This window comes from Microbacterium sp. P03, from assembly GCF_043556235.1.
Lineage (GTDB): Bacteria > Actinomycetota > Actinomycetes > Actinomycetales > Microbacteriaceae > Microbacterium.
Genome location: NZ_JBIGIM010000003.1, coordinates 189,764 through 211,047 on the forward strand (window position 1 = coordinate 189,764; position 21,284 = coordinate 211,047).

Genomic DNA, 21,284 nt, shown 5'->3' on the forward strand with positions numbered 1-21,284 from the left:
CGCGGCGTAGCCTGGACGGATGGGTTCCTCGACCGCTCTGCACACGTCCGCGCCGCCGACCGCGCTCGATGCCGCGGCGCTGCGCGCCGACTTCCCGATCCTCGGGCAGCAGGTCGACGGGAGTCCGCTGATCTATCTCGACTCGGCTGCGACGAGCCAGAAGCCGCGCGCGGTGATCGACGCCGAGGTCGGTTTCCTGACCCGGGCCAACTCCGCGGTGCATCGGGGTGCGCACACGCTGGCGGGCGAGGCGACCGAACTGTTCGAGGACGCGCGCGCCGCCGTGGCGGGCTTCGTGGGCGCCGCACCCGAGCAGCTCGCCTGGACCGCCGGCGCGACGGCGGGTCTCAACCTCATCGCCTACTCGCTCGGCAACGCCACCGCGGGGCGCGGGGGCGTCGCGTCGCAGGCGCTCGCGCTGCGTCCGGGCGACGAGATCGTCGTCACCGAGTCCGAGCACCACGCCAACCTCATCCCGTGGCAGGAGCTCGCCGCCCGCACGGGCGCGGTGCTGCGTCACATTCCCGTGCGAGACGACGGGACTCTCGACGCCGAGGCCGCGGCATCCGTCGTCTCCTCGCGCACGCGCGTGCTCTCGTTCCCGCACGTCTCGAATGTTCTGGGGATCGTCAACCCGGTCGCCGAGCTCGTGGCTCTCGGCCGCGCTGCGGGTGCCCTGACGGTTCTCGACGCCTGCCAGTCGGCCCCGCACCTGCCGCTGGATCTGCCGGCGCTGGGGGTCGATCTCGCCGTCTTCTCCGGCCACAAGATGCTCGGTCCCTACGGCATCGGCGGGCTCTACGGGCGCGCCGAGGTGCTCGACGCGATGCCACCGTTCCTCACGGGCGGGTCGATGATCACCACCGTCACCCTCGACGAGGCCAGCTACCTGCCGCCGCCGCAGCGCTTCGAGGCTGGCACGCAGCCGGTGTCGCAGGCGATCGGCCTCGCCGCGGCCGTCCGCTATCTCGACGGGATCGGCATGGACGCGGTCCGGGCGCACGAGACGCTGCTCGAGCGTCGCATGCGCGACGGGCTGCGGGCGATCCCCGGGGTCCGGCTGCTCGGCGATGCCGACGGTGTGGCGCGGCTCGCCTTGAGCGCCTTCGACGTCGACAGGGTGCACGCCCATGATGTGGGTCAGTTCCTGGATGCCCGGGGCATCGCCGTGCGCGTCGGCCATCACTGCGCGCAGCCGCTGCATCGCCGGTTCGGCATCACCGCCTCCGTGCGGGCCTCCGCGTCGGTGTTCACGACGGAGGCCGAGATCGACGCCCTGGTCGAGGGTGTCTCCGAGGTGCGCGCGTTCTTCGGAGTCGACCGGTGAACCCGCTCGACTCGCTCTACCAGGAGCTCATCCTCGATCACTCCAAGCGCCCCCGCGGGGTGGGACTGGCCGAGGACGGGCCGCGCGCGGCGACATCGCATCAGCACAATCCGGTGTGCGGCGACGACATCACCCTGCGGGTGCGGGTGTCCGACGACGGAGCGACGGTGGACGACGTGACGTGGGAGGGTGCGGGGTGCTCCATCTCGCAGGCCTCCGCATCGATGCTCGCGGAGCTGGTCGACGGGATGCCGCGGGCCGAGGCATCCGTGCTCGTCGATCATTTCCGCGAGGCGCTGCGCTCCCGCGGCGCCGTCGCCCTGGACGAGGACGAGTTCGGAGATGCTGCGGCCCTGTCGGGCGTCGGCAAGTACGTCGCGCGGGTGAAGTGCGCGATGCTCGCGTGGGTCGCGTTCGAAGACGCGCTCGCGCGGGCCTGAGCGCCGGTCTCTCCGCCGGTCGTGGAGCGCGCGCAGCGCACGGTCGCCCGGCCGCGACACCGACGGCGGATGTCGTAGGTATGTTCTAAACTGAGGGCATGTTCTGGAACCCGGAGTCACCGCCCGATGAGGCTTCTCAGGACGATGACGAGTGGGTTCCCCCCATCCCCGACGCCGTGGATCTCGTGATCGAGACGCAGTCGGTGATGTCGGTGCTCGCGGCGCAACAGTATGCACGCGTCGACGCGATGCGCGGCGAACTCCTCGCCGATGCGGCCGCGAACGGCTATGCCCATACCGACGTCGTCGAGCGGTCGATCCGGCTCGAGTTGGCTCTTGCGATGGGCACGACCGAGGCCGCCGCCGACATGCTGCTCGCCCGTGCGGAGGCACTGGTGCACCGCTATCCGGCGGCCCTCGACTCGCTCGGCGGTGGGCGCATGACCGCGGTCCACGCGAACGCCCTGGTCGACGCACTGGATGCGGTCAAACCGGAGCTGCGCGACGACCTCCTTCCGGCTCTGGTGCTTCTTGCCGAGACTCAGCCCGTGGGCACCTTTCGGCGACGCATGCGCGTGCTGATCGAGACCGCGCGCGTCACCACACTGCCGGAGCGCTACGGTCGGGCGGTGCTCGATCGCCGCGTGATCCTCGAGAACGCCGACGACGCCATGGCATGGCTGCACGTGTTCCTGCCCGCCGTCGAGGCGCACGCAATCCACGGTCGGGCGACCGCTATCGCGAAAGTGCTGGCGGCACAGCCCGACGAGCACCGCACGCTCGATCAGCTCAGGGCCGACGTCCTCGGCGATCTACTGATCGACGGGACGACGGAGCACACGCCGGTCGAGGCTCGTGGAATCCGCGCGACGGTGGCCGTAACCGTGCCTGCGCTCGCTCTGCTCGACCCAGACGACGGAGTAGCCGTAGGCGCGCATTCCTGCACAGGCGGCGGGTACGCATCGGTGGAGGGTGTGGGGCCCATCCCGATGGACCGCGCCCGCGAGTTGTGCGGTGGCACCGACGGGTGGATGCGCATCCTCACCCATCCTGAGACAGGCATGGTGCTCTCCGTCGGACGGGACCGGTATCGACCGCCGCCATCTCTTCGTCGGCTGGTGCGGTGGCGGGCCGACGCATGCATGGCGCCGGGGTGCAGCATCCCCGCGGCGCGCTGTCAGATCGATCACAACGTGGCGTGGGAGCACGGCGGGCAGACGGCGCTCACCAACCTGACGCCGTTCTGCCAGGGCCACCATACGGTGAAGCACCACGGGGGATGGAAGATCGACCACATTCCTGACAGCGGCGGCGCCGTGCGATGGACTTCGCCGACGGGTCGGCTGTATCGCGTCGACCCCGAACGGAAGGTCCCGTCCTTCGCGCTCGCCGATGACCTCGAGCCTCCGCCCTTCTGAGCGAACGAACGAAGGGCCATCCGCCCTTCAGCTGACGAGCACGCTCTCCAGCCGCGCGTAACTCGTCTCCATGCCCTCGGTCATGCCCGTCGCGAGCACCATGTCCCGCGTCTGCAGGTCGGGGTAGGTGATGAGCAGCGTAAGCAGCGTCATCCCGTCCTCTTCGTACAGCGACAGATCATTCGTCGTGGAGGGGAAGTCGGTGTCGGTCATGTGCTCCGTCGTCACCGATCGTCGTGGCGCCTCGACCAGCAGGGTTTCGCCGTCGAACCCGAAGCCCGAACCTTCGGTGCCCTCCTCGGGCTCCCACGCGTATCGGTAGCGTCCGCCGGGCCGAGCGTCGACCTCGCAGACCGTCATGCGCCATCCGTCCGGGCCGAGCAGCCACCGCTGCAGCAGCTCGGGCTCGTGGTGGGCGCGCCACACCAGCTCGCGCGGACCGTCGATCAACCGGGTGATCCGCACGTGCACGTCATCCAGGATCTCGGTGCGTGTGCCCTTGCCGAGCGCGTACTCGCGCAGACTCTGCAGCACGGCATCGAGCTGGTTCATCGCCGTCGTCGAACCCTCGACCATGCCCATCGCCGTCAGCTGCTCGAGCGCCTCGTTCGACTCGAACGTCGTCACGGTGACCAGCCTCGATCGGTCGCCCAACGGCTCGAAAGACAGGGTCATGCGCATCGACGGCATGCCCGCAACCGGCTCGCCGCTCGCGTCGGCGAATCCGTCGAGCACGTCGAAACCGGTCGGGTCCGAGATGCGCAGGAACTCCCACGACCCGCCCGTCGTCTCGCCCGTCGGGCTGGTCATCTCATACAGCGCGCGACCTCCGGGCTGGAAGTCGAACGCCGTGAACGTCGCCGGCCACCCGGGAGGTCCCCAGAACCGCTCGAGCTGCCGAGGGTCGGTGAACACCTCCCACAGGCGATCGGCGGATGCCTCGAACTCGGCGACGAGCGTCATCGTCAGGTTCTCGGGGTCTAAGTTCACGCGGGTGACGGGCATGACATCCTCCTCAGGAGTCGGTGAAGCCAGGGTCGGTGGAGCGGGTATCGGTGGAACCGGTGCCGGTGTCGGTGCCGGTGTCGGCGGGCCGGGTGTGGGCAGGGCGTTCATCGGGGGCGACGCGATCGCGGGCGCCCTCGGCGAGAAGCGCGTCCAGTCGGTCGACCCGCGATCGCCAGAGCTCCTCGTATCGCCCGAGCAGCTGTCGGGCGCGGGCGATGGTGGCGGGATTCGCACGCACGAGCCGCTCCCTTCCCTCCGCGCGCTTGACGATCAAGTGCGCCGTCTCGAGCACCGCGACGTGCTTCTGCACCGCGGCGAACGACATGTCGTACGCGGCGGCCAGCAGCGAGACGGACTGCTCCGCTGCCATCGTGCGCCGGAGGATGTCACGCCGCGTGGCGTCGGCGAGTGCCCGGAATATCCGATCCATCGCGCCGTCGTCGAGCTCGAGTTCTGTTTCTACAACCATTTGGTTGTACGTTAGACCCGCGTGCGGGGGTTGTCAACACCGACGACGGCCGGACCCCCGCCGGAGACCGCGACCCTCACGCGGGCCCTCGAGCGCGCTCGGTCGCTCGCCGCACGACAGAACTAGACTGGACAGTGTCCGGCGTCCCTCGAATTCTTTGGAGCCCAGCCGCGTGAGCACCCCCTCGATCGATGTCCGAGCAACCGACAGTCCGGTGATCGACACCGTGGCGAACGCCGCAGCGACCCCCGAGAGGGAGCAGCCCTACGCCGCCCTCGGACTCAAGGCCGACGAGTACGCGAAGATCCGCGAGATCCTGGGCCGCCGCCCCACCAGCGGCGAGCTGGCGATGTACTCGGTGATGTGGTCGGAGCACTGCTCCTACAAGTCGAGCAAGATCTACCTCCGCCAGTTCGGCGAGAAGGTCTCCGACGAGATGAAGACCCGCCTCATGGTCGGCATGGGGCAGAACGCCGGCGTGGTCGACGTCGGCGAGGGGTGGGCGGTGACCTTCAAGGTCGAGTCCCACAACCACCCCAGCTACATCGAGCCGTTCCAGGGCGCCGCCACCGGCGTCGGCGGCATCGTCCGCGACATCATCTCGATGGGCGCGCGCCCCGTCGCGGTCATGGACCAGCTGCGCTTCGGGGCGATCGACCACCCCGACACCGCTCGCGTCGTCCACGGCGTCGTGAGCGGGATCTCGTTCTACGGCAACTGCCTCGGCCTTCCGAACATCGGCGGTGAGACCGTGTTCGACGCGGTCTACCAGGGCAATCCGCTCGTGAACGCCCTCGCGGTGGGCGTGATGCGCCACGAAGACATCAAGCTCGCCAATGCGACGGGTGCGGGCAACCAGGTCGTGCTGTTCGGAGCCCGCACCGGCGGCGACGGCATCGGCGGAGCATCCATCCTCGCGTCCGACACCTTCTCGGCGGGCGGCCCCACGAAGCGTCCCGCGGTGCAGGTCGGCGACCCCTTCGCCGAGAAGGTGCTCATCGAGTGCTGCCTCGAGCTCTACCGCGACGACCTCGTGGAGGCGATCCAGGACCTCGGTGCCGCCGGCATCTCGTGCGCGACGAGCGAACTTGCCGCCAACGGCAACAGCGGCATGAAGGTCTCCCTCGACAACGTGCTACTGCGCGACCCGTCGCTGACGGCCGAAGAGATCCTGATGAGCGAATCGCAGGAGCGCATGATGGCGATCGTCGCTCCCGAGAAGCTCGACGCGTTCCTCGCGGTCGTGCAGAAGTGGGACGTCGAGACGAGCGTCCTCGGCGAGGTCACCGGCGATGGACGACTCGTCATCGACTGGCACGGCCAGGAGATCGTCAACGTCGATCCCTCCACGGTCGCCGTCGACGGCCCCGTGTACGAACGCCCCGTCGCCTATCCCGCGTGGCTCGACACGCTCCGCGACGATTCCGCCGTCTCCCTGCCGCGCCCGACCGATGCCGCCGCCCTCCGCGACCAGTTCGTCCGGCTCGTCGCCAGCCCGAACCTGGCCGACACGTCGTGGGTGACCAACCAGTACGACTACTACGTGATGGGCAACACCGCTCTGTCGTTCCCGGACGACGCCGGCATGATCCGCGTCGACGAGGAGTCCGGCCTCGGCTTCGCCATCGCGACCGACTGCAACGGCCGGTTCTGCCAGCTCGACCCGTACCAGGGCGCGAAACTCGCGCTCGCCGAGGCGTATCGCAACGTCGCCGTCACGGGCGCGGTCCCGACCGCCGTCACGGATTGCCTCAACTTCGGCAGCCCAGAGAACCCCGAGGTCATGTGGCAGTTCTCTCAGGCGGTCGCAGGATTGAGCGACGGATGCCTCGAACTCGGCATCCCCGTCACCGGGGGCAACGTCAGCTTCTACAACCAGACCGGCGATGTGCCGATCCACCCGACCCCGGTGGTCGGCGTGCTCGGCATCATCGACGACGTCGCGCGCCGCATCCCCAGCGGCTGGCAGGACGTGGGCGACAACATCTACCTGCTCGGAGTCACCTCCACCGAACTCAGCGGATCGCAGTGGGCGGGAACCATCCACGGCCACCTCGGCGGACGCCCGCCGGCGGTGGACCTCGCCCAGGAGCGCCGGCTCGCCGAGCTCCTGCACGCCGGCTCCCAGCAGTCCCTCATCGCGAGTGCGCACGACCTGTCCGAGGGCGGTCTCGCACAGGCGCTCGCCGAGGGCGTCCTGCGCTTCGGGGTCGGCGCCCGCGTCTGGCTGCGCGAGATCATGGAACGCGACGGCGTGGATGCGGCATCCGCTCTCTTCTCGGAATCGACCGGTCGGGTCATCGTGACGGTGCCGCGCGAAGACGACGTGAAATTCCGCGGCCTCTGCGACGGACGCGGCTACCCGGTGCTGCGCATCGGGGTCACCGACATGCCCGCCGAAGGAGCCGATCCCTCCCTCGAAGTGCAGGACGTCTTCACGCTGTCGCTCACCGAGCTCCGAGATCTCTCCACCCGCACGCTCCCCGGCGTGTTCGGGCCGACCGTCACCGAGCCGGCACGATAGAGACCCCGCACTTCGGGACTGCGCACTTTAGACTGGATCCATGACGAGCGACGACGAGTACAGCGCCTACGGCGAGACCCGGCAGAAGCGCGTCAAGATCGTGGCCTGGGTCGTGATCATCTCGCTCATCCTCGTCGGCGGTGGCGCCACCGTCATCGCGCTGTTGTTCGGTTGACTTCACAGCCTCGCCGCGCGGCCCGCGGCTAGCATGGGGATGTGGATCCGCTCTGGGCGTCGATCGCCGAGTTCTGGTGGATTGCACCTACTGCGGTGGGTGCGGGCACCCTCGGCTGGTTCGGTCTGCGCGGGCAGCGCTCCGTGAACGAACGTCGCCTCGGCTACCAGGCCGCCAAACACCAGCTGCGTGAAGCGCGCGCGGATGCCGCGGGCAAGCGTGTGGCCGTCCGCATCGCACGCGCGGAACTGGCTCAGACGCAGGGCGAGAAGGCGGCCTCGCGCGCCACGAGCACCGACGTCGCCACGGCCAGGCGGCTCCTGCAGACCGCGCAGGCGAACGCCCGGTCGGCGACCGCCGCGGTGCGCACCCGTCGTCTGCAGGTCACCGCGGCGCGGGCGGCGCTGCCGTCGACGACGGATGCCGCGGCCCTGCCGCTCGCGAAACTCGTCGCCGAGCACGATGCCGTCATCGCCCGATGGATGGACTACGAGACCGACCCCGCGAAACTCATCTCGTTCCCCGCCATGACCGACCCGCGCGTCCCGTCGACGGCCGCGTACCTGCGGGTGTACGCCGAGACGCAGCAGCTGCGCCCGGCCACCCCTCGCTCGCCGATGACACCGCCGCAGTTCGCCGCCTACCGCGATGCGGTCGCCCGCCTGCAGCACGCCTTCGACACCGCCGAGCACGAAGCGTGGCGACGCGCACGGGGTGACGGGTCGGCGCCCTCCGGAAGCCGCCCACCGGGCGCGGCGGCCAGTGGATGGATGCCGCGGGCGCAGGACATGATCAACCGTTCGGTCGAGGTGCTCACTCAGGCGGGTGAGGTGTTCACGATCGCCGGAGAGGCGATGGCTGCGCGGAAGCCCAAAAACGCGCCCACCCCACCCCCCTCCGCGCGGCCCACCGCGCCGCCCACGAAGCCGCCCGCGGGGCGCGCCGAATGAACGAGATCCTTCAGTTCCTCGGTCACTACTGGTGGGTCGTCTTCCCGCTCATGGGCGTGCTCGGCGGAGCCGGTCGTGCGTGGGAGCGCAGCTCGCGCCAGCGGCACAAACGACGACTCGAAGTCATCCGGGCGAAGGCCGAGCTCAAGGCCGCAGCACGCGGACAGGTCCTGCCGACGGGCGCGCAGCCCGTCGTCGCGGCGTCGCCGCCCGTGGACGCCGCAGACACGAGCACCTCATCGCTGCTCACGCGGCTCTTCGCCGATCATGACGGCGTCACCGCGCGCTGGCTCGAGTACGAGCTCGACGTCGCGAAGCTCATCGCGTTCCCGGCGATGAGCGACGGCCGGCAACCCCTGACGGCCGCGTTCCTCCGCGCGAAGAAGCTGGCCGACGGTCTGCGCCCCGCCTCGGCGAAGGCCAAGGTGTCGCGCGACCAGCTGACCGACTACCGCAATGCCGTCGCCGACTACGAGGTGGCGTTCGACGTCGCGGAGCGGGATGCCCGTCGCATCCGCGATTCGTCCTTCACGCCCGTCGAGCGCAAACGCCTCGACACGGCCAAGCAGCTGATCACCGTCGCGATCGACGAAGCCGCGACCCCGGCCGAGCGCCAGCTCGCGTACAAGCGCGTGCGCGAAGAACTCGACGGACTCATCTCGCTGTCGGACGGCGCGATCGAGGTGCTCGAAGCCCAGGTCGCGCTCGAGCTCACGGCCGGGCGTGAGACCACTCCGGCGCCGCCGGCACCGTCGACGGCGGACGAGACACCGGATGCCTCGCCCGCCGACTCGTCGACACCTCCGCTGCCCGTTCGCCTCCCTTCCGGCACCACGCCGGCTCCTTCGGCTCCTGCACGCGAGCCCAAGACCGGCCCGTGGCCCGTCCCTTCGCGCCCGGACACCGGCACCGGCCGCGTCACCCACCCCAAGTCCCCCCGCTGACCGCCGGCGACACGACGGCGCTCCGTCCGCCGCCCCGGCCCGGTCGTACGCGGCGGTTGCTCGGCGAATGCACGACATCGCGGGAGGGCTTGACATGACCCCCATGCGCGTTGCATGGTTAGTCAGTCAAGTAACTAACCAGTAAACGAGGGCGATGTGATCGAAGAAGGCCGAGCGCTCTTCCTCCAGATCTCGGAGAGCGTCGAGGACTCGATCGTCACCGGCAGCCTGCCCGAAGAGGGCCAGGCTCCGTCGACGAACGAGCTTGCGGCGTTCTACCGCATCAACCCCGCGACCGCCGCGAAGGGAATCGCCATGCTCGTCGAGAAGGGCGTGCTCTACAAGCGCCGAGGGATCGGCATGTTCGTCGCTCCCGGATCGCGCGCTCTGCTGCTCGCCGAGCGCCGTTCCCGTTTCGCAGACCGTTTCGTCGAGCCGCTGCTCGCCGAGGCGCGCACGCTCGGTCTCACGACCGACGACCTCACCCGGGTGATCACCGAGCGCACCCGTCCGAGCTCAGACCAGACCGCGCCCGGTATCGACGAAAGGACAGCACGATGACCGCCGTCATCGAGGCAAGCCACCTCACCAAGCGCTACCGCGACACCGTCGCCCTCGACGACGTGAGCTTCGCGATCGAGGAGAACACCATCTACGGCCTGCTCGGTCGCAACGGTGCGGGCAAGACCACCGCGATGTCGATCCTGACAGCGCAGAACTTCGCCACCTCGGGGGACGTCCGCGTGTTCGGGGAGCGACCGTACGAGAACGCACGCGTGCTGCGGCGCCTCTGCTTCGTGCGCGAGAGCCAGAAGTATCCCGACGACGCGACCCCGAGACATGCCTTCCGCGCCGCACGCCTGTTCTTCCCCCGCTGGAACCAGGACCTCGCCGACGCACTGGTCGACGAGTTCCAGCTCCCGCTCAAGAAGACCATCAAGAAACTCTCCCGCGGCCAGCTCTCGGCGGTAGGCGTCGTCATCGGCCTCGCCGCCCGCGCCGAAGTGACGTTCTTCGACGAGCCCTACCTCGGACTCGACGCCGTCGCCCGCCAGATCTTCTACGATCGGCTCCTCGAGGACTACTCGGAACACCCACGCACCGTGATCCTCTCGAGCCATCTCATCGACGAGGTGTCCAACCTGATCGAGAAGGTCATCGTCATCGACCGCGGCCGCATCATCATGGACGACGACACGGATGCCGTGCGCGACCGGGCAGCTACCATCGTCGGCGACAGCACTGCTGTCGACGCCTTCGTCGCGGGCCGGGAGGTCATCCACCGCGAGAGCCTCGGCCACGTGTCCTCCGTGACGGTACTCGGCGCCCTGACTCCCGGCGACCACGATCGCCTGACCGCCGCCGGACTCGATGTGGCACCGGTCTCGCTGCAGCAGCTGATCGTCCGCACCACGCAGCACGCGCACCACGCCGCCGGCAGCGACCCCGAAGCATCCGCTCTCGACGAAGGAGCACTCCGATGAACCGCACGATGAACGTCGTCCGCATGCAGTTCGTGAACAAGCAGACCTACATCTGGGTGCCGGCGCTGATCCTTGCGGGCTCGTTCGCGCTGAGCCTGCTCGTGTTCGCGCTGATTCCCTACGACGGCGTGAAGGTCGGCGGAGGATCGCAGGCGCCACTGTGGTACTTCCTGTTCGTCGGCGTGCAGTCGCTCACCATGACGTTCCCGTTCTCGCAGGCGATGAGCATCACCCGACGCGAGTTCTATACCGGCACGCTGTTCGCGGCGGCCGTCACGTCGGCGATGCTGTCGGTGATCTTCGTCATCGGCGGGCTGATCGAGCAGGCCACGAACGGCTGGGGGATCAACGGCTACTTCTTCTTCCTGGACTGGGTCTGGGTCGGTGGTCCGGCGGCGGCGTTCGCGGTGTACTTCGTCGTCAGCATGCTGCTGTTCATCGTCGGGTTCTGGGGAGCCACGATCTACAAGCGATTCGGCACGATGTGGCTCACGATCGTGCTCCTGTCGCTCGGACTCGTGCTCGTGGGGCTGCTCTGGCTGGTCGGTCGCATGAATGCCTGGGTCGACGTCGCCCTGTGGTTCGTCGATCAAGGCGCTCTCGGGCTGGCCCTCTGGGGTGTGCTGGTCGGGGCGGTTCTCGCCGCGGTCTCGTTCCTCACGCTGCGACGGGCGGTGCCCTGAGCGTCGACGCACGCGTCGAAGAACGGATGCCTCGCCCGCTGCTGCGGCCGAGGCATCCGTTCTTCGTGCGTGGGTTCAGCGGAGTGGAATGGCGACGTCCGAGCCGCCTTCGTGCGTGAGCCGGGAGCCCATCTGCACGAGGGCGGGCGTCGGGGCGAAGCCGCCCGCGAAGAGCGCCTGCCCCTGAGCGAAGCCCGGTGAGCGCTCGAGCAGCGACTCGGGCGCGTAGCCGAAGACCTCGGCCAATTCGGCGAGATCCCGCGGTGAGCTCATGCGCATGAGGGCGAGGTTGTCGCACTGCGAGAGCGCGTTGATGTGCACTTTGGAGGGCCGCTGGGTCGAGAGCAGCAGCCACAGGCCGTACTTGCGGCCCTCCGCGGCGATCTGCACGATCCGCTCCGTGAGCCGTGCTTGCAACGGCGTGGCCGGATCGGGCGGGCAGAGGTTGTGTGCCTCGTCGATCACGATCAATCGGCCGATGCGGTCTTCGCGGCGCTCCCAGAGGTGATCCAGCACGGCCAAGGCGGCGGCACGCGATTGCGGCGGAGTCGGGAAGCCGCCGAGGTCGACGACCGTGGCGTCGGGCTGCTCGTCGATGTCGTCGGTGATCGAGCGCTCGCCCCATGCCCACAGATCCCAGTCCGCCACGCCCAGGTTGTCGAGGCGCATGCCGAGCCGCCGTCGGGCGGGGTCGGTGCTCCCCTGGAGGTAGTCGACGAGGTTGCCCTCCCCGATCTGAGCGATCTCCTCCTCGAGATGCAGCATGAGGTTGTAGTCCTCGGGATCGAGGATCGGATCGGTGTTGACGATCGCCGCGCGCGCCCGCAGCGTCATGTCCACGTACCGCGCCTTCACGGGAGCCTGACCCCGGCCGAAGACACGGATGTCGCGGCTCGCCAACTCGGCGGCCATGGCCGGGTCGGCGTCGTCGCGCAGCTCGCCCAGCCGGACGAAGTCCGAGTTCGGATCGAGGATCACCAGCGGCAGCCGGGTGTGGAGCATCACCTGCTCGAGCAGCACCCCGAGGGCGTACGTCTTGCCCGACCCGCTCTGCCCGCACCAGAACGTGTGCCGGTTGAGCTTCGAGGCGAGCAGTCGGGCGGGCGCGGCATCCTCGGACTCCAGAAGAGTGCCGATCGCGAGGTCTCCGCTCATCGAGGCTCAGCGCCCTTCTGCGGCGCGCTCGTGGTGATGGATGACCTCGGCCACGACGAACGTGAACCATTTCTGCGCGAACTCCGGATCGAGGTCCGCCTCGGCCGAGAGACTGCGAAGCCGGGCGATCTGCTGCTGCTCGCGGTGCGGGTCGGACGCGGCCATGCCGTGCTCGGCCTTCAGCACACCGACCTGCTGCGTGCAGCGGAAGCGCTCGGCGAGCATGTAGACGAGCGCCGCGTCGATGTTGTCGATGCTGCTGCGCAACCGCGCCAGGGTTGCGATCGGGTCTTCGTCGGCGTGCGCCGCCTGCGTCGTGTCGTCCACGCCTCGACGATAGCGCGCCCGCTCATGTCGCGCCGCGCGGCGCGAGCCCGCGGTTCTAGAGTGTGACCATGACCGACAGCACCCCCGGCTCCGCGCCGCTGGCCTCGAATCCTGCTGCAGGGACGGATGCCGCGCCGGCCGCGGCACCCGCCACCGCGCCCGCCTCCGCGCCGGTCGTCATCGCCGACGTCGGGACGACGGCCCTCGCAGCGGGGGGCGCCGTCGACGGCCACGCCAAGCCCTTCTGGGCACGGCTGGACTCGCCGTTCGGCGCCGGATTCCTCCTGACGCTGGGCGGCCTCGCCGCGGCGCTCCTCGGCCTCGCGCTCACGAACATCTCGACGGTCATCATCTACATCGCCTTCGCGATGTTCGCCGCGCTCGGGCTCGACCCGGTGCTCAAATGGTTCGAGCGTCACAACGTCAAGCGCGCATGGGCGATCCTGATCGTTTTCGCGACGTTCGGCGTCCTGCTCGTCGGACTGCTTCTCCTGGTCGTGCCGACTCTCGTCGATCAGCTCACCCAGTTCTTCACCAGCATCCCCTCGACCATCTCGGCCTTCATCCGAACCGACTTCTTCCACTGGCTCGAGGGCATCTTCGGCGACGGCCTCAGCACGCTGGTCACCGACCTGCAGACGTTCATCACGAACCCGGCCAACATCGCCGCGATCTCGGGCGGACTGCTGAAGGTGGGCGCGGGCATCGCCACCGCGATCTCGGGCGGACTGATCATCGTGGTGCTGACCCTGTACTTCACCGCTTCGCTCCCCTCGATCAAGCAGTCGATGATCCAGCTCGCTCCCGCACGCAACCGCGCGAAGGTGCGCAACCTGACCGACCAGATCACCGACTCGGTGGGCAGCTACCTGATGGGCATGGTGGTGCTGGCCTTCTTCAACTCGATCATCGCCTTCGTGCTGCACCTCGTCCTCGGGCTGCCGTTCCCTCTGCTGATGGGGGTGATCGCCTTCGCGATCACGATCATCCCGCTGGTGGGTCCGGTGCTCTATTGGATCGTCGCGTCCGTGCTGGCCGTGTTCTCGAGCCCGCTGTCGGCCCTGATCTTCGCGATCGCCTATCTGATCTACATCCAGATCGAGGCGTACGTGATCACCCCTCGGGTGATGTCGAAGGCCATCTCGATCCCCGGCTCGCTCGTCGTCATCGGCGCACTCATCGGCGGCACGCTGCTCGGACTCCTCGGCGCGCTCATCGCGGTGCCCGTGACGGCATCCATCCTGCTGATCATCAAGCAGGTCTTCATCCCCAAGCAGGACGCGAAGGTCTGACCCGCGGCTCTGGCCGGGTTCGCGGGGTCAGTCCCGCGCGGGGACGATGCAGGTCGGCGTCGGCGCCTCCGCGCGGTGGCGCACCCGACCCGGCACGCCCGTGCGCAGGTCGAGCGTGAGCGAGACGATGTCATCGGAGCGCTGACCGGCCACGAGCAGGATGTCGCGGACCACCGTGTGATGACGCGGCCAGTCGACCCCCGCGTCGACCAGGGCGACCTGCTCGAGTCGTTCGCCCGCGCCGCGCACACGGAGCGTGGCGATCGTGTTGCTGCCTCGGAGCCCCGCGGAGAGGAATTCGCCGTCGTGGGAGCGCGTGATCTCGGCCGCCGTGTCGCCGATGCCGGGCGTCGACGTGGCGGCCACGCCACCCCGCAGGTGCCAGCGCCCTTCACGCCCCCGGTCGAGTGTGAACACCTCGCACGAGTACTCCGTCAGCACGTGCAGATGCCCACTGGGATGCAGCACCATGTGCCGGGGCCCCGTCCCGAACGGCAGCACCACCTCGTGGTCGAGCTTCAGGCCGGCGGTCGTCGGCCGCCAGATGCGCACGAGGTCGAATCCGAGATCGGTCGTGGCGATCCGGCCGTCCGGAAGGAACACGGCCGAGTGCGCCCTCGATTCGCGTGCGGGCACGGATGCCGCACCGTCGGCCGGCGCGTCCCGGGTGTCCCCGGCCGGCGAAGAGAAGACCCCCGCCGCGCCCGCGGGGGGCGCCTGCACCTCGTCGTACCCCGGGACGAACTGCGCGAACTCGTCCCCGACCGCCGCCCGGAGCGACCTCGCGGCCGCCGCGAGTTCATCATCCAGGGCCGATCCGGCGGCGGTCAGGCTCGCGAGCGCTTCGTCGGCCACTTCGTCGGTCAGCGCGAAGGGGTCGAGCGGACCGCCGTGCGGGTCTCGGGCCGCGACGGCGATCTGCGGCGACGACGGGCGGCCCGCGGCATCCAGCACGATCCTCACCACCCGGCCATCCGCCCAGCAGCTGGCGATCAGCGACCCACCGTCGGGCGCGACCGCGGCATGGCAGACGGCGGCGCCGGCGGCGACCGGCTGCCCGAGCGGCACGAAGCTGTCCTCGCCCGTCCGGCGGAACGCGGCGACCGTGCCCTCGGCTTCGAGCGTCGCGTAGACCACGTCGAGGGTCGGATGCCGCGCGAGCCACGACGGCGAGGCGGCGGTCGCGGCATCCCCGGCGAAGGCCAGCGACCCGCCCGCCGACGAGCCGTCTGCGGAACCGGCGAGCATCGTTCCGATCCCGCGGGCGCGGCCCTCCATGTCGGCGGTGTACCCGCCGAGCCAGAATCGCATCAGTTCACGAGGTCGTGGCGCACGATGACGGCGTCGCGCGACGCACCCACCCCGATGACCGAGATGCGGGTGCCGCTGAGCTGTTCGAGCGCGAGCACGTAGTCCTGCGCCTCGAGCGGCAGCTCATCGAAGGTGCGCGCACCGGAGATGTCCTGCTTCCACCCCGGGAAGTACTCGAGGATCGGCGTCGCGTGGTGGAAGTCGGACTGGTTCACGGGCACCTCGTCGAAGCGCCGGCCGTCGACGTCGTATGCGACGCACACCGGGATCTCATCGAGACCGGTGAGGATGTCGAGCTTGGTGAGCAGCAGGTCGGTGATGCCGTTGATGCGCGTGGCATACCGGGTGATGGGCGCGTCGTACCAGCCGACACGACGCGGGCGGCCGGTCGTGGTGCCGAATTCGAAGCCGCGGGAACGCAGCCACTCGCCCTGCTCGTCGAACAGCTCGGTGGGGAACGGTCCGGAGCCGACGCGGGTCGTGTACGCCTTCACGATGCCGACGATCCGGTCGAGGCGGTTCGGTCCGACACCGGAACCCGTCGCGGCGCCGCCGGCCGTCGCCGATGATGACGTCACGAACGGGTACGTGCCGTGGTCGATGTCGAGCATCGTGGCCTGGCCGCCCTCGAACACGACCACGTCACCGGCGTCGAGGGCGTCGTTGAGCAGCAGTGAGGTGTCGCACACCATGCCGCGCAGCCGATCGGCGTACGAGAGCAGGTCTTCCACGACCTCCTCGACGGCGATCGCGCGACGGTTGAAGACCTTCACGAGCAGGTGGTTCTTCTGGTCGAGCGCCCCCTCGACCTTCTGCCGCAGGATGTTCTCATCGAAGAGGTCCTGCATGCGCAGACCCACGCGATTGATCTTGTCGGCGTAGGCGGGGCCGATCCCGCGCCCGGTCGTGCCGATCATCCGCTTGCCGAGGAACCGTTCGGTCACCTTGTCGAGGGTGCGGTGGTACTGCGTGATGATGTGCGCGTTCGCGCTGATCTTGAGCCGGGACGTGTCGACACCGCGCGCGTTCAGCGCCTCGAGTTCGGCGAAGAGGACCTCGAGGTCGACCACGACGCCGTTGCCGATGACCGGGATCACGCCGGGCGAGAGGATGCCGGAAGGCAGCAGGTGCAGCGCGTACTTCTCGTCCCCGATCACCACGGTGTGACCGGCGTTGTTGCCGCCGTTGAACTTGACGACCCAGTCGGTGCGTTCCCCGAGGAGGTCGGTGGCTTTGCCTTTGCCCTCGTCCCCCCACTGAACCCCGACGATCACGATGCCTGGCATGGCCCACTCCCCCGTTATCGGACGGTTACACCCCATCCTATCGAGGAGGCTCCGCCGAGGCGGTCGGCGGGACGGTCGGCCGGGCCGTGGCGTACGGTTCCGCCTGGCGAGGACGCCGATAATCTGAACTCATGACGGATTCCCCCCGCTGGGCGCAGGTCTGGACCATCCTGCGTCTCGCGATCGCCGGCCTCATCGTCGCCGCCGTGATCGGGCAGCTGTGGTTGTCGATCACCTCGGCCATCGACAACGCCCGGGACGTGCCGACGACGATCGCGAACTTCCTGAGCTTCTTCACGATCCTGTCCAACGTCGGCTCTGCGGCGGTGCTCGTGTGGGCGGCGACGTGGTTCTGGACCAACCGCCGCGCCGAGGACACCGAACCACGCGGCCTGGCGCTCGCACTCACCTCGGTGACGACCTACATGATCATCACCGGAGTGGTCTACAACACCCTGCTGCGGGGCGTCGCGCTCCCGCAGGGCACCACGCTCCCGTGGTCGAACGAGGTCCTCCACGTCGTGGCGCCGCTCTTCCTGCTGCTCGACCTGTTCCTGGGACCCCTCCGCCGAGCACTCCCGTGGCGGGCGTCCCTCGCCGTCCTGCTCTTCCCCCTGGCCTGGGTCGCGTACACATTCGTCCGCGGCCCGCTCACCACCAACCCCGCGACGGGTGCGCCGTACTGGTACCCGTATCCGTTCCTCGACCCGAACGGGCCGGGCGGCGTTCCCAGCGCGGTGTTCTTCACCGTGCTGATCGCCGTGGGCATCATCGCGGTCGCCCTGCTGGTGGTGTGGGTCGGGCGCTACCGCGCGGGGCGTCGAGCCCGCCTGCGCCCCGCCTCCGTCCTCTGACACGCTCCCGCCTGCAGGGTCCGCTCGTCACCCGGCCTCGACGACCCCGCGCAGCGCCTTCACCGACGCAAGGGCCTCAGCCGCCAGTTTGCGCTTCAGCTCGATCGACTGGCCGATCTCGGCGGCCAGCAGCGGACGCGCGCGCACCAGATCGTCGATCGTGCGCAGGGGGACGACCATCACGGTGAGGATGTCGGCGGCCACCGCGGTGGTCAATGTCTTCTCGCGGGTTAGCGCTGTCTGCCCGAGGTAGTCGCCGGGTTCGGCGGTCGCGAAGTCGATACGGCCATCCGGCGATTCGACCGCCAAGCGCGCGTGTCCGTGCACGATGAAGCGGATCTCATCGGGGACCACCCCCGTGGGGAGGACGATCTCGCCCGTACCATAGCGCTCCAGCCGCGAGCTGGCGAGCACGGCTTCGCGCTCACCGTCGCCCAGGTGCAGCGTCGGACCGACGACCTCCAGGGCTGCTTCGAGGCGGCCGGGCTCGGCGATCGGATCGGTCGCGTCTCCGTCGAGGGCGAGGCCGCGCCGACGCGCGGCGTACCAGAGCCACGCGAGGTAGAGGCTGAGCGACTGCTGGACCGCCGCTGGACCCGAGATGGGCAGCGAGACGTTGTACGCGCCCGCGCCGGTGTACTCGGCCGTGGCACGCTCGCCGGGCATGAGCATCGGCAGCGAGTCCGCGACATCCGTCAGCAGCCCGATGACCTCGTGCGGCGGGTCGTCGGTCGTGAACTTCAGCGTCGCGGTCGCGTAGAACGGCCCTGCCGGCTGGCTCTTGTTCGTGAAGGATGCTCCCGACAGTGTCGAGTTCGGAACGATCTGGATGCCCGACCCGGTGTCGATGTGCACGGCGCGCCAGTTGACCTCGACGACTCGGCCTTCGACACCGGCCACCGAGAGCCAGTCGCCGATCTTGAACGGCTGCTCGAACAGCAGCAGCAAGCCGGAGATGACGCCGCCGACGGCACCCTGCAGAGCGAGGCCGATCACGATGGAGGTGACGCCCAGCGTGGCGATGAGACCACCCACGTCGGCATCCCAGACCCACTGGAAGAGGATCGCGAGACCCACCACGACGAGGATCAACCGTGCGATCTCGACGAAGATCGTGGGGATCCGCTCGCGCCACGTTCCCTCCTTCGCCTGCGCGAAAAGCGCGACGTTGAGGGCGGAGAGCACCAGCAGGATCACGAGGAAGCCGAGCACGGTGGCCACGACCCGCGCCCACACCTGGTCGGCGGGGGACTGGAACGCGAACACCAGCAGCGCGAACAGTGCCGCGACCGGGATGACGGCGTTTCGCAGCAGTTTGATCGGCTTCGCGACCGGGCTGCCCGCCCGCGTGAGCGCGCCGAGCACCTCGGTGAGGATGACGATGATGATCGGCACGCCGACGGCGATGCCGATGGCCCACCAGACCCATGGCTGGGCGAAGAAGTCCATCAGCCCACCCGCCAGACGCTCTGCCGCTTGCCGCGGAGGTCGACGGTGCCCGCCTCCGTGAATCCCACGGAATCCTGCAGTCGGTCGCGGACACCCTGGCTCACGTAGATGCCGGGCACATCCGTGACGCTGCGGACCCGGTATGCCAGGCTGACCGCGTCGCCCCACAGGTCGTACGCGAGACTCGTGCGGCCGACGAGACCGCTTGTCACCGTACCGGTGTCGACACCCGCGCGCAGGTCGATCTGCGTCCCGTGCTGCGAATTGAAGCGCTCGACCACCGCACGCATCTCCTTGGCGAAGTCGACGGCGCGACGGACGTTGTCGACGCGGGGCACGATCAGGCCGGAGCTGGCCAGATATCCGCCCCGGAGGGTTCTGACCTTCTCCACCCCGGTCTTCGCCGCCGCCTCGTCGAAGCCTCGCATCAGCAGGTTCAGCTGCGTGATCTCCTGATCGCCCGAAAGCGTCTGCGTGTACTCGTCGAAACCCACGAGCTCGGCGAACACGACCGACACATTGTCGTGCTCCTCCGCGATCGTCTCCTCGCCCTTCTTGTAGCGCGCGGCCACCGTCTCGGGCATGAGGGTCAGCAGCAGCTTCTGGTTCTCCTCCTGCTGAGCGTCGATGAGCTCCTGTTTGATGCGCAGACTCGAGGCCATGTCGTTGAACGCCGTGCCCAGATCGCCGATCTCGTCGCGCGACCCCTGTGGCACCTCGACCGCGAGGTTGCCGGCTGCGACGCCGCGGACCGCCTCCACGAGCTTGCGAATGGGTCGGGTGAACACCTGCGCGAGGAGCAGAGAGAGCACGCTGACCGCCAGCATGATGCCCAGCAGCGACAAGATGAGGTTGCGCGTGAAGTCGTTCACGGGGTTGAATGCCTCGGCCGTGTCGATGCGTGCCACCGCCACCCAGTCCAGCCCATCGATCTCGACCGGACTGTACGCCGTGATGTTCTCGCCGCCCAGATACGACTGCGATATCGAAGTGCCCGTTTCACCCTGCAGCGCCTTCTCGACCGAGACGGTGTTGATGGGCTGGAGCAGCACGGTCCCGTTGACCTGGACGACGCGATCGGCGATCGATGGCGGCGTGCCGTTCGCGATCACCTCGGCGGCGTAGTCCTCGGGGTTCTCCACGAGCTCGCGCGAGATGCTGCGCATCAGGTGATCCCGGCCGACGAGGTAGACCTCGCCCGTCTCGCCCAGGCCCTGTTCCGCCCACCGCTCCTTTCCGGTCATGACGTCATTGATGGTGCTGAGCGGCAACTGCGCGGCGAGCACGCCCGTCACTTGCGAATCGTTGCCGATCGGCGAGACGACCCACAGGGTGGGGACGTTCAGAGAGGGGATATAGCGCTCGAAGTCGGTGGTCATGACGGCGTTCACCGAGTTCGTCGCCACGACTTCGCGGTACGCATCAGCGAGCTTGGAGTCCTGGAACGGGCCCTCGTTGAGATTGGTTCCGAGGTCCACCCCTTTGTAGGCGGAGTACACGACATCGCCGTCGAGGTTCATCATCAGCAGATCCTCGTAGCCGACCTGCGTCACGAGACGAGAGAGGTAGTCGCCGTACTGCTCGGTGGCCGCCGAGTAGGGGGTGCCGTCGCCGCCGTCGTTGACATTGAGCGCTTCATCGAAGTCGGTGAACTTCGACGTCAGATGGTACTGCGCCCATTTACCGGCGTTCGAGGTGGGGAGGAACGCCGTATCGCTGTACGGATCACCGGTGCGCTCCGTCAGCTGCGGGTTGAACGTATCGGCGTAGTAGGCCTCGAGCTCAGCCTCCTGTGCGGGCGTGAGCGTGCGGTTCTGCAGGTCGTCCCACCCGGCATTGATCGCGATCGACGCCGTCTGCGCGCTGAGGTTGCGCGAGTCGAGCGCGACACCGTCCTGCGCACCTTGCATGGCGGTCTCGATCTCGCTCACGCGCAACTCGCGGATCGTCGTGAGTTGATCGATCGCCGCCGCCCGCAGGGATTCACGGCCGCTGATGAACCCGATCACGCCGACGATCACGGAGGCGATGAGGCTCACCGCCAGCAGCATGATCAACAGCTTCGATTGGATGCTGAGGCCGCCGCGTCGCTTCCGGCGCGGCTTCTTCGTGATGGTGGCCGCGGTGCTGTTGCTCGCCGTCACGTCGTTCGCTGTCACGTATTCTTCGCTCTCACTCAGGTGTCGGA

The 21,284-nt window shown here is 68.8% G+C and carries 20 protein-coding genes; 12 read left to right on the forward strand and 8 right to left on the reverse strand.

What is annotated here, in order from left to right:
- Positions 1-19: 19 nt before the first annotated feature.
- The 3 genes from ACFXOO_RS10500 to ACFXOO_RS10510 all read left to right on the forward strand — a co-directional run bounded on the left by ACFXOO_RS10500 (position 20) and on the right by ACFXOO_RS10510 (position 3,185).
- Positions 20-1,327, forward strand: a complete 1,308-nt coding sequence (locus ACFXOO_RS10500; RefSeq protein ID WP_394563483.1) for a SufS family cysteine desulfurase — start codon at positions 20-22, stop codon at positions 1,325-1,327.
- A complete protein-coding gene (sufU, locus tag ACFXOO_RS10505; RefSeq protein WP_394563484.1) occupies positions 1,324-1,767 on the forward strand; it encodes a Fe-S cluster assembly sulfur transfer protein SufU in 444 nt (147 codons plus the stop codon). Before ACFXOO_RS10500 ends, sufU begins: the two co-directional genes overlap by 4 nt.
- 98 nt (positions 1,768-1,865) lie before the next feature.
- Positions 1,866-3,185, forward strand: a complete 1,320-nt coding sequence (locus tag ACFXOO_RS10510; protein WP_394563485.1) for a DUF222 domain-containing protein — start codon at positions 1,866-1,868, stop codon at positions 3,183-3,185.
- A 27-nt stretch (positions 3,186-3,212) separates the two neighbouring features.
- Here the strand turns inward: ACFXOO_RS10510 and ACFXOO_RS10515 are convergent, their stop codons facing one another.
- Positions 3,213-4,190, reverse strand: a complete 978-nt coding sequence (locus ACFXOO_RS10515; RefSeq protein WP_394563486.1) for an SRPBCC domain-containing protein — start codon at positions 4,188-4,190, stop codon at positions 3,213-3,215.
- Between the two features lie 10 nt (positions 4,191-4,200).
- Positions 4,201-4,662, reverse strand: a complete 462-nt coding sequence (locus ACFXOO_RS10520; protein ID WP_394563487.1) for an ArsR/SmtB family transcription factor — start codon at positions 4,660-4,662, stop codon at positions 4,201-4,203.
- Between the two features lie 172 nt (positions 4,663-4,834).
- Here ACFXOO_RS10520 and purL point away from each other — a divergent pair, with 172 nt between their 5' ends.
- The 7 genes from purL (at position 4,835) to ACFXOO_RS10555 (ending at position 11,422) form a co-directional block, all read left to right on the forward strand.
- Positions 4,835-7,186, forward strand: a complete 2,352-nt coding sequence (gene purL / locus ACFXOO_RS10525) for a phosphoribosylformylglycinamidine synthase subunit PurL (RefSeq protein WP_378852581.1) — start codon at positions 4,835-4,837, stop codon at positions 7,184-7,186.
- A 40-nt stretch (positions 7,187-7,226) separates the two neighbouring features.
- Positions 7,227-7,361, forward strand: coding sequence for a hypothetical protein (locus ACFXOO_RS10530; protein ID WP_378842346.1), 135 nt, complete (start codon positions 7,227-7,229; stop codon positions 7,359-7,361).
- 41 nt (positions 7,362-7,402) lie between these two features.
- A complete protein-coding gene (locus ACFXOO_RS10535; protein ID WP_394563488.1) occupies positions 7,403-8,311 on the forward strand; it encodes a hypothetical protein in 909 nt (302 codons plus the stop codon).
- Complete coding sequence (locus tag ACFXOO_RS10540) at positions 8,308-9,255, forward strand: hypothetical protein (RefSeq protein ID WP_378842342.1); 948 nt, start codon at positions 8,308-8,310, stop codon at positions 9,253-9,255. Before ACFXOO_RS10535 ends, ACFXOO_RS10540 begins: the two co-directional genes overlap by 4 nt.
- A gap of 156 nt (positions 9,256-9,411) precedes the next feature.
- A complete protein-coding gene (locus ACFXOO_RS10545; protein WP_378842340.1) occupies positions 9,412-9,816 on the forward strand; it encodes a GntR family transcriptional regulator in 405 nt (134 codons plus the stop codon).
- Positions 9,813-10,739 (forward strand): ABC transporter ATP-binding protein, encoded by a 927-nt coding sequence (locus ACFXOO_RS10550; protein WP_378842338.1) that lies wholly within the window; start codon positions 9,813-9,815, stop codon positions 10,737-10,739. The genes ACFXOO_RS10545 and ACFXOO_RS10550 overlap by 4 nt, the downstream gene beginning before the upstream one ends.
- Positions 10,736-11,422, forward strand: coding sequence for a hypothetical protein (locus ACFXOO_RS10555; protein WP_378842337.1), 687 nt, complete (start codon positions 10,736-10,738; stop codon positions 11,420-11,422). Before ACFXOO_RS10550 ends, ACFXOO_RS10555 begins: the two co-directional genes overlap by 4 nt.
- A gap of 75 nt (positions 11,423-11,497) precedes the next feature.
- Here ACFXOO_RS10555 and ACFXOO_RS10560 read toward each other — a convergent pair whose 3' ends face one another.
- Both ACFXOO_RS10560 and ACFXOO_RS10565 read right to left on the reverse strand, forming a co-directional pair.
- Entirely contained in the window at positions 11,498-12,577 is a 1,080-nt protein-coding gene (locus ACFXOO_RS10560) for an ATP-binding protein (protein WP_378842334.1), read from the reverse strand.
- A 6-nt stretch (positions 12,578-12,583) separates the two neighbouring features.
- Entirely contained in the window at positions 12,584-12,904 is a 321-nt protein-coding gene (locus ACFXOO_RS10565; protein ID WP_378852575.1) for a chorismate mutase, read from the reverse strand.
- Positions 12,905-12,972: 68 nt separating this feature from the next.
- On the opposite strand from ACFXOO_RS10565, the gene ACFXOO_RS10570 reads away from it, so the two are divergent.
- Entirely contained in the window at positions 12,973-14,196 is a 1,224-nt protein-coding gene (locus tag ACFXOO_RS10570) for an AI-2E family transporter (protein ID WP_394563489.1), read from the forward strand.
- A gap of 27 nt (positions 14,197-14,223) precedes the next feature.
- On the opposite strand, the gene ACFXOO_RS10575 is transcribed toward ACFXOO_RS10570, so the two are convergent.
- Entirely contained in the window at positions 14,224-15,507 is a 1,284-nt protein-coding gene (locus ACFXOO_RS10575; protein WP_394563490.1) for a lactonase family protein, read from the reverse strand.
- Positions 15,507-16,793, reverse strand: coding sequence for an adenylosuccinate synthase (locus tag ACFXOO_RS10580; RefSeq protein WP_378842326.1), 1,287 nt, complete (start codon positions 16,791-16,793; stop codon positions 15,507-15,509). The genes ACFXOO_RS10575 and ACFXOO_RS10580 overlap by 1 nt, the downstream gene beginning before the upstream one ends.
- Positions 16,794-16,924: 131 nt before the next feature.
- On the opposite strand from ACFXOO_RS10580, the gene ACFXOO_RS10585 reads away from it, so the two are divergent.
- A complete protein-coding gene (locus ACFXOO_RS10585) occupies positions 16,925-17,647 on the forward strand; it encodes a Pr6Pr family membrane protein (RefSeq protein WP_378842324.1) in 723 nt (240 codons plus the stop codon).
- 27 nt (positions 17,648-17,674) lie between these two features.
- Here ACFXOO_RS10585 and ACFXOO_RS10590 read toward each other — a convergent pair whose 3' ends face one another.
- Positions 17,675-19,096 carry a mechanosensitive ion channel domain-containing protein gene (locus ACFXOO_RS10590; protein WP_378842322.1) on the reverse strand — a complete coding sequence of 474 codons (1,422 nt, stop codon included), beginning with the start codon at positions 19,094-19,096 and terminating at the stop codon, positions 17,675-17,677.
- Positions 19,096-21,255, reverse strand: coding sequence for an adenylate/guanylate cyclase domain-containing protein (locus tag ACFXOO_RS10595; protein WP_394563491.1), 2,160 nt, complete (start codon positions 21,253-21,255; stop codon positions 19,096-19,098). The genes ACFXOO_RS10590 and ACFXOO_RS10595 overlap by 1 nt, the downstream gene beginning before the upstream one ends.
- Positions 21,256-21,284: the final 29 nt, after the last annotated feature.

Coding starts and splice junctions, on each gene's coding strand:
- ACFXOO_RS10550 (WP_378842338.1), top strand. CDS start 9,813: ATGACCGCCGTCATCGAGGCAAGCCACCTCACCAAGCGCTACCGCGAC.
- ACFXOO_RS10515 (WP_394563486.1), bottom strand. CDS start 4,190: ATGCCCGTCACCCGCGTGAACTTAGACCCCGAGAACCTGACGATGACG.
- ACFXOO_RS10580 (WP_378842326.1), bottom strand. CDS start 16,793: ATGCCAGGCATCGTGATCGTCGGGGTTCAGTGGGGGGACGAGGGCAAA.
- ACFXOO_RS10575 (WP_394563490.1), bottom strand. CDS start 15,507: ATGCGATTCTGGCTCGGCGGGTACACCGCCGACATGGAGGGCCGCGCC.
- ACFXOO_RS10560 (WP_378842334.1), bottom strand. CDS start 12,577: ATGAGCGGAGACCTCGCGATCGGCACTCTTCTGGAGTCCGAGGATGCC.
- ACFXOO_RS10510 (WP_394563485.1), top strand. CDS start 1,866: ATGTTCTGGAACCCGGAGTCACCGCCCGATGAGGCTTCTCAGGACGAT.
- ACFXOO_RS10500 (WP_394563483.1), top strand. CDS start 20: ATGGGTTCCTCGACCGCTCTGCACACGTCCGCGCCGCCGACCGCGCTC.
- ACFXOO_RS10555 (WP_378842337.1), top strand. CDS start 10,736: ATGAACCGCACGATGAACGTCGTCCGCATGCAGTTCGTGAACAAGCAG.
- ACFXOO_RS10540 (WP_378842342.1), top strand. CDS start 8,308: ATGAACGAGATCCTTCAGTTCCTCGGTCACTACTGGTGGGTCGTCTTC.
- ACFXOO_RS10530 (WP_378842346.1), top strand. CDS start 7,227: ATGACGAGCGACGACGAGTACAGCGCCTACGGCGAGACCCGGCAGAAG.
- ACFXOO_RS10520 (WP_394563487.1), bottom strand. CDS start 4,662: ATGGTTGTAGAAACAGAACTCGAGCTCGACGACGGCGCGATGGATCGG.
- ACFXOO_RS10585 (WP_378842324.1), top strand. CDS start 16,925: ATGACGGATTCCCCCCGCTGGGCGCAGGTCTGGACCATCCTGCGTCTC.
- ACFXOO_RS10570 (WP_394563489.1), top strand. CDS start 12,973: ATGACCGACAGCACCCCCGGCTCCGCGCCGCTGGCCTCGAATCCTGCT.
- ACFXOO_RS10590 (WP_378842322.1), bottom strand. CDS start 19,096: ATGGACTTCTTCGCCCAGCCATGGGTCTGGTGGGCCATCGGCATCGCC.